This is a genomic window from Coleofasciculus sp. G2-EDA-02, from assembly GCF_040226375.1.
Classification (GTDB): domain Bacteria; phylum Cyanobacteriota; class Cyanobacteriia; order Cyanobacteriales; family Coleofasciculaceae; genus Coleofasciculus.
Map to the genome: position 1 here is coordinate 33696 of NZ_JAVKEW010000246.1, position 6711 is coordinate 40406.

Sequence of the window (6711 nt, forward strand, 5' to 3'; positions counted from 1 at the left end):
TTAAGCTCTCGTCGCGAATCGACCTAAATGTTCTACAGCCCCTTGAATGTCTTCCCGCCTACCCAAAGCACTCAGACGCAAATACCCTTCTCCCCAATCCCCAAATACACAGCCAGGAACACCGACAATACCTGTTGAATCTAAAAGTTGGTCAAAAAACTGCCAGGATGATAAGCTGGGAAATGCCTTAACCCATATAAAAGGACTATCAATACCGCCAAAACAGGTTAATCCAATTGCTGCCAAACCTTCTCGGAGCAAGCCAGCATTTTGCAGGTAATAATTCACTACTCCCTGACATTCTTGTTGTCCGACTGGAGATAAAGCCGCAATTGCCCCCTGTTGGGCAACATTTGCGGTACCCCAGAATTTAATTGCGTGTCTAATTCGCCACAAGTGATTTAACTCTCCCGGCACAGTATTTTTAATCGTGAGGGCTTTTGGGATGACGCACCAGCCCACCCTTAAACCTGTAAAATTTGCCCATTTGGAAAAACTGCCAATTTCAATCGCGCATTCTTTCGCCCCTTCGATTTCATAAATACTCCGGGGGATATTTGTTGTCTGAATAAATGAACTGTAAACGGCATCAAAAATTATCACAGCTTGGACATTTCTGGCATAGTCTACAAAAGCTTGGAGTTGTTCGCGGGTAGCAACGGCTCCTGTAGGGTTATTGGGAAAGCACAGATAAATCAGATCGACTCTTTCTTCTGGCAACTTTGGCACAAAATTATTTTGCTCGTGACAAGGTAAGTTTAACAATGGGCGTCCGGCGAGTAAAGTTCCCTCCACAAAAGATGGATAAGCAGGGTTTTGTACCGCTACTCTATTATCTAGAGCAAACAAGTCTTGAATGTTGACTGAAGCAGATTGAGCGCCATCACTGATAAATATTTCCTCCGGCTCAAGTTCGACACTGATTTTTTGGCGGTAATAGTTGGCGCAAATTGCCTGTTTTAGGGCTGGGTTTCCGGTAATATCTTCATACCCTGTATAGGTTTGTGGATTACCCAAGCGATTCGCTGCATGTACCAAAGCTTGCACCACTGTTGCTGACAAAGGCTGTGTTGTGTCGCCAAACGCCATCATAAAGATTTGCTGTTGGGGATGGGCGGCTTGATAGGCTTCAACCTTGCCCCACACTTGCTTAAAAATGATTTCGGTATAGGTTTTATCTCCAGTTAGTTGACTGAGTTCTAAATTTTTAGTCGCCATTTCAATGAGAATGGGTAACGAGTGACTTGCGATCGCATTGCCAGCTTATCCTACTTTTCTGGAGGATTTGTTAGGATGAGGGTTGCTCTAACCTGAGCACCAAGAAAGGTTTATGGGTTGTCCCTATCGGGTGACTAAATTGCTAGTTTTTGCTGTATATACGAAGACAGTTTATATTGGGTTAAAACATTTGGGGATAAGTGGGCAGCACCTTGAATAGTTCCCCGGCAATCTTTACTTCCACAAACACAGTTAAATCCTCGATCTATAGACCATTCGGTTGATGGATAAAAGAAGGTTAATTCCTCTCCTGGTTTGATTCGCTGTAAGCTGATAACCGTCATTTTATTAGTATCGAAGAAAACATTAGGACTGCAGCTATGATTGATATACTGCAAAAATTCCGGGGTGAGCATAATATGTTGGCGATCGTCAATTTGGACGGTTAAATAGTTGGGGCGATCAAGAATCTCTTTCGCACCAAATCGACTAATCATTTGTCCAGGACTCAATTCGACGGTAGCGTGTAGGGATTTGCCGCCAGTTTTATGGCATTTCCGGATTTCGGCAATTGAGCCAATTTTTATGATTTCTTTAAGGTTGTGCATGGATTTTAATCATTGTCTAAAACTGTGTCGTGTTGCATCGCCTCCAATCCTTCAGGGTTGGTGTAGTCGGTGTGCTCTCCAGCAATCCCGTAGGTGATAAGCTAAAACGCCTTTAAATTGTGTATTAGCTGTTGCCTTTTGCCTTTTGCCTGTTGCCTTTCAGGGTTTTAGGTATCCCAATTTAAATGCCGAACAGCTTATTAGGCTCTGTTTTCTTGCCCACCACAGGGCAACTTAGGATGAATGTCACAACACCTCACGTCCGATATAGGAATGTAGAACCTCTGGTATTTTCACTGTACCGTTAGGTTGCTGATAATTCTCCAAAATTGCCGATAGGGTGCGCCCAACGGCTAATCCAGAGCCATTCAAGGTATGGACAAACTGAGTTCCTTTTTTGCCCGCTTCCTTAAAGCGTAGACTACCGCGTCGCGCTTGGAAATCACCGCAATTGGAACAACTCGAAATTTCACGGTATTTTCCCGAAGAAGGAAGCCACACTTCTAAGTCATAGCATTTTGTGGCAGAGAATCCTAGATCTCCAGTACAGAGTTCAATAACACGGTAAGGGAGTTTTAACGCCTCTAAAATGGCAGCAGCATCTTCCACCAGCTTTTCATGTTCAGCTTCCGAGGTACTCGGATGAACAAGTTTAACCAGTTCAACTTTATTAAACTGGTGCAGTCGAATCAGTCCTTTAGTATCTCGCCCGTAGCTACCCGCTTCTCGGCGAAAGCAGGGGGTATAGGCGCAGTGATAAATAGGGAGTTGGGAGACGTCTAGAATTTCGTCACGGTAAAGATTAGTTAAGGGGACTTCCGCTGTGGGCGAAAGCCATAGATCATCGCTATCACACTTAAAGCTTTCTTCGGCAAATTTGGGCAGTTGACCCGTCGCTGTTAATGAGCGGCTGTTAATCAGTATCGGTGGGATTACTTCCACATAGCCTGCGGCAATTTGTCGATCTAGCATAAAACTAATCAACGCCCGCTCTAAGGCAGCACCGACACCGATTAGACTGACAAAACGACTTTGTGCCACTTTCACCGCCCGCTCAAAATTGAGAATACCCAGGGTTTCGCCAATTTCCCAATGGGGTAAAATCTTGTCATTCTGGGGAATATACTCGTCACCCCAACGGCGCACCTCGACATTTTCCGCTTCACTCTGACCAACGGGAGTTGAGGGACTGGGTAGATTGGGTAGGGAGAGTAATAGCGCCTCAATTTCTGCTTTGAGTTCTTTTTCTTGAGGTTCTAGTTCACTAATTTGGGTTTTAACCTGGTTGCCTTCCTCTCGCAATTGTTGGATTTCCGGCGCGTCAGGGGGACTCCCTGCTTTAATTTTTTGACCGATGAGTTTACCAATCTCATTGCTGCGGGCTTGCAGGCGGCTACGGGAGGTCTCTAGCTCCCTTTGACGCTGATTCAAGTCCAAAATGGGCTGAAGGTCATACTGACCCGCCCCGCGTTGCTCTAGGCGTTCTTGGACGCTTTGTGGATTTTCTCGGATTTGCTTTAGGTCAAGCACAGATTTTTACGGATACTGGGCAAAATTGCCTTGGGCATCTGGGTGAAATTACCATTTTCCAGAATACCAATCTGGCACAGTTATGTTCCAAAGTACAGGGTATGATTTCCAAAAAGCGGGGAGCTGGGGAAGCATGTAGAGACGTAGCATGCTACGTCTCTTAGCTGGGGGGGAGTGATTCTTATCAAAACAAATGACAAATGACAAATTACCGATTAATGCGATTGAACAGCCAAATGGCAATGGCGATGCCCGCGAAATGGGCAGTAATGGTGTTGATATTCGCCTGTACCAGAAATAAGTCTAAGGGTCGAATGAATCGATTAGCATCATAAACCGTTAAGCCAGAAGGTTGAGAAATCGAGCGGATCACAATGCTGCCGATAATGGCTTGGGCGCCCAGAATCGTCAATAACATTCCCGCCATATTGACAATTAATCCTAGCCTGATGGTTTTGAGGGTATCGGCTTTGCTGGGTCGTGTTTCCACATTACCAGTCAACAGTTGCTTGGAAATGCGAGTATAGCGCCATGCAATGTAGACACCTACGCCCAAGGTGACTAACCCACATATTGCTAAAAATATGCCAAACCCAACACCCTGTTTTTCTTCTGTCGGTCCGATGGTGCGACCCGCGATTCCTGTGAGTAAAATCCCCAGTGAAACAACACCAAGGGTTAATTGTACCCATAAGGCAATCCTGCCGAAGGTACGCAGCACCAAGGCGATGCGCTGGAGGGGAGTGGGGAGTGAGGAAGTATCGGGCAATTCTCGCATTGGGACTCGAATCCGTGAGTGACACCTATTTCATATTTAACCAGGAGAACTAGAAAACTGTTGTTTGTGCAAGCGAAACGCTAACTCCGACGAATCTTTGCCACTCATTATAAATTTTCATAATTCATCATTTATATTTCATAATCTTTAGCTTATTCCTCCGTGAACTTTTAATCGGGGTTGTGCGTCTGTTAGGTCAGGTATAAAGCGAAAGCCAAGCTTTAGCCCTACGGTGGGAACCTCATCGTCTTGTCAGCTCATGGAGGAAGCGTATGGAACCGAATTGGAGACAACGTTTATCCTACGCCATCTGTGCCATCGCTTTAGTCTGGAGTTTGTCTTTGTACAAAAATCAGGTCAGTGCTAATCCCCTATCTGCGGCTCAAGAACACTGGCAGGCGATCGCAACGGCTAATCCCGATCTGTTAATCTATGGCTACAGTGATCATGCTGTCCTCAAGCGCTCCTACAGTGTGCCTGATGTAAATCAGACGTATCAGGGACAATCCATCTACTCAGCTTGGCAGGACTTTTTCCGCCAGTATGATATTAAAGACTTTCAGGTACTGGAGCTGCATCGGCGCGATCGCACCGTTAAAGCCCAAATTCAGATCACTGCCAAGTCCGCTCAAGGACTGATGGTGGTTTGGTCAATGTCTTACCAGGCTGACTTCGATCAAACGGGTAAGATTATTAAAGAAGTTTGGCATACGAATCCAGAACTGGGTGTTTAACTAACGTTTCCCAGACCCCTCCGGAATAGGGTAGCATCTCTTATCAGTGAAATAAGGACGGTCTGAAACCCCTTTTGGGAAAACGTTAAGGAATTGAAAACAAAATATTGCGGACTATTGCTCCATAAGCTAGTAGAAATTATTAATGCTGGCAATGCGATCGCGCAATCGGGTTCACACTGAGGGGACGATTTTCCCTTGAACTGGACTAGAAAGCCTAGATGTTTTTGGAGAATTACTCCACTACTTAGCTAAAATTGATGGAGATTATTCAGTGTTGTTGCATCTGCCGTCACCAAACTAACGAGTGCATTAGACGACCTCAATAGTTTGAGGTTATAAAGTACCAGAGGAATGAGCAAGCTAAGATTGCTCGTTATTCATCGATACATTGCACCGAAAATTTTCAGGGTGTTGAAACCATGGTTAGTTTTAGGAAAACTGTCCCATGCCAATTTGACTTACTGGGATATTCAGCGGACTATGCAGATGAAATTTGAGGATATCTATCAGTTTTTTCAAGACCCTCCTCCCAACTATCTCAACAAGGAATTAGCTGTATGTTATGTGTTGTCTGTCCTCATAGAAGGGGAATCCTATGGCACTCACTTGATCCAACAACTCGAACACGAATACCCAACCTATCGACTGTCTGATACAGTTCTTTACAGCGCCCTCAAGTTTCTGGAGGAAGCTGGGGCAATCACTGGGTATTGGAAAAAAGTGGAAGGACGAGGACGCCCGCGTCGTATGTATCAGATCTCTAGCGATTGGCGGGATAAAGCCCGCGAACTAGCAGGGTTTTGGCGTGGCTATATTACTCAGGAGAAAGAAGCAATATAGCACATTGCGGCAGACTTGCACCATCAGTTACTACCTTTCCCTGACTCCATTCGGTGCAAACACTGGTTGGTTAGGTGAACTGGTGGTCAGCTTCTGCTGTCATGTCTGGTTCTTTGGCTAAACGAGTTATCTGAATTCGGCAAGAAGACCTTCGCTTTTAGCGATGGGATGAATTGCCGATGAGAGAAAACTTGTTTTCAAATTGTCCTGTTAGATGTATCCTGCTATGCTATAGGTCGTAAGCAAAGGATACCTGGCTTAGGTTAATATCAGTGAGTACACCCATTCTGTCGTCTACATTCCTGCTAACTCTGTTGTTAGCGGTGGGCTTGTTCTTTTTCATCCGTGCTTCTGTTAAAGACCGAACCCAAAAAGTTCAACTCATTGCCCAAGAACCAGAAGCATCCCTCCTAGAAAGGTTGCAGAACTATTTTGATCAAAGGGCATACCAGATAGCTGCTGTTGACCCAGCTACGGGTCAAGTGACATTTCAGGGTTTTGTGCGACCGAGTTGGTTTCTGGCTATCTTTTTGACGGCACTCGCTGCCTGCGGTATTCTTTGCTTATCTTTGGTTCTCTCCGTACTTTACCCAACGTTGACCCAGGTTTTCCTGGGGTTAGTTTTGCTGGCTCCTGTTGCTGGCATTTTTTACTGGAAAGGTGCGGGACGCAATGAACAGGTGTTCCTAAAAGTTGAACCTTTAGAGAGTCCACAACCGGGTACACAAAGCTTAGTTACCGTTATCGCCCATCGCGATGAACTTGCTCAACTCCAGCAAGCCTTAAAGCTTCAACCCTCTCCGGAGGCGGGGGATTAAGGGTAACTGGGGGAGATGAGGGAGTTATCAGTTATCAGTGAGCAGTTATCCGTTATCAGGAGCAGGGGGAGCAGGGGGAGCAGGGGGAGCAGGGGGAGCAGGGGGAGCAGGGGGAGCAGGGGGAGCAGGGGGAGCAGGGGGAGCAGGGGGAGCAGGGGGAGCAGGGGGAGCAGGGGGAGCAG

7 protein-coding genes are annotated in these 6711 nt (G+C 46.0%); 3 read left to right on the forward strand and 4 right to left on the reverse strand.

The window, feature by feature from the left end; translation table 11 throughout:
- The 4 genes from RLO19_RS28505 to RLO19_RS28520 form a co-directional block, all read right to left on the reverse strand.
- Window positions 1-1218 carry an LL-diaminopimelate aminotransferase gene (locus RLO19_RS28505; protein WP_446360789.1) on the reverse strand — a complete coding sequence of 406 codons (1218 nt, stop codon included), beginning with the start codon at window positions 1216-1218 and terminating at the stop codon, window positions 1-3.
- A gap of 134 nt (window positions 1219-1352) precedes the next feature.
- Window positions 1353-1826, reverse strand: a complete 474-nt coding sequence (locus tag RLO19_RS28510; protein WP_446360791.1) for an SET domain-containing protein — start codon at window positions 1824-1826, stop codon at window positions 1353-1355.
- Between the two features lie 246 nt (window positions 1827-2072).
- The gene (gene serS / locus RLO19_RS28515; protein ID WP_446360793.1) at window positions 2073-3356 is read right to left on the reverse strand and encodes a serine--tRNA ligase; all 1284 of its coding nucleotides are present in this window, start codon (window positions 3354-3356) and stop codon (window positions 2073-2075) included.
- A 208-nt stretch (window positions 3357-3564) separates the two neighbouring features.
- Window positions 3565-4134 (reverse strand): DUF3611 family protein, encoded by a 570-nt coding sequence (locus RLO19_RS28520; protein ID WP_446336845.1) that lies wholly within the window; start codon window positions 4132-4134, stop codon window positions 3565-3567.
- A 272-nt stretch (window positions 4135-4406) separates the two neighbouring features.
- Here RLO19_RS28520 and RLO19_RS28525 point away from each other — a divergent pair, with 272 nt between their 5' ends.
- The 3 genes from RLO19_RS28525 (at window position 4407) to RLO19_RS28535 (ending at window position 6529) form a co-directional block, all read left to right on the forward strand.
- A complete protein-coding gene (locus RLO19_RS28525; protein WP_446360795.1) occupies window positions 4407-4868 on the forward strand; it encodes a hypothetical protein in 462 nt (153 codons plus the stop codon).
- A 489-nt stretch (window positions 4869-5357) separates the two neighbouring features.
- On the forward strand, window positions 5358-5711 hold the full coding sequence (locus tag RLO19_RS28530; protein WP_446336905.1) for a PadR family transcriptional regulator: 354 nt from the start codon (window positions 5358-5360) through the stop codon (window positions 5709-5711).
- A gap of 272 nt (window positions 5712-5983) precedes the next feature.
- The gene (locus RLO19_RS28535; RefSeq protein ID WP_446360797.1) at window positions 5984-6529 is read left to right on the forward strand and encodes a cofactor assembly of complex C subunit B; all 546 of its coding nucleotides are present in this window, start codon (window positions 5984-5986) and stop codon (window positions 6527-6529) included.
- Window positions 6530-6711: the final 182 nt, after the last annotated feature.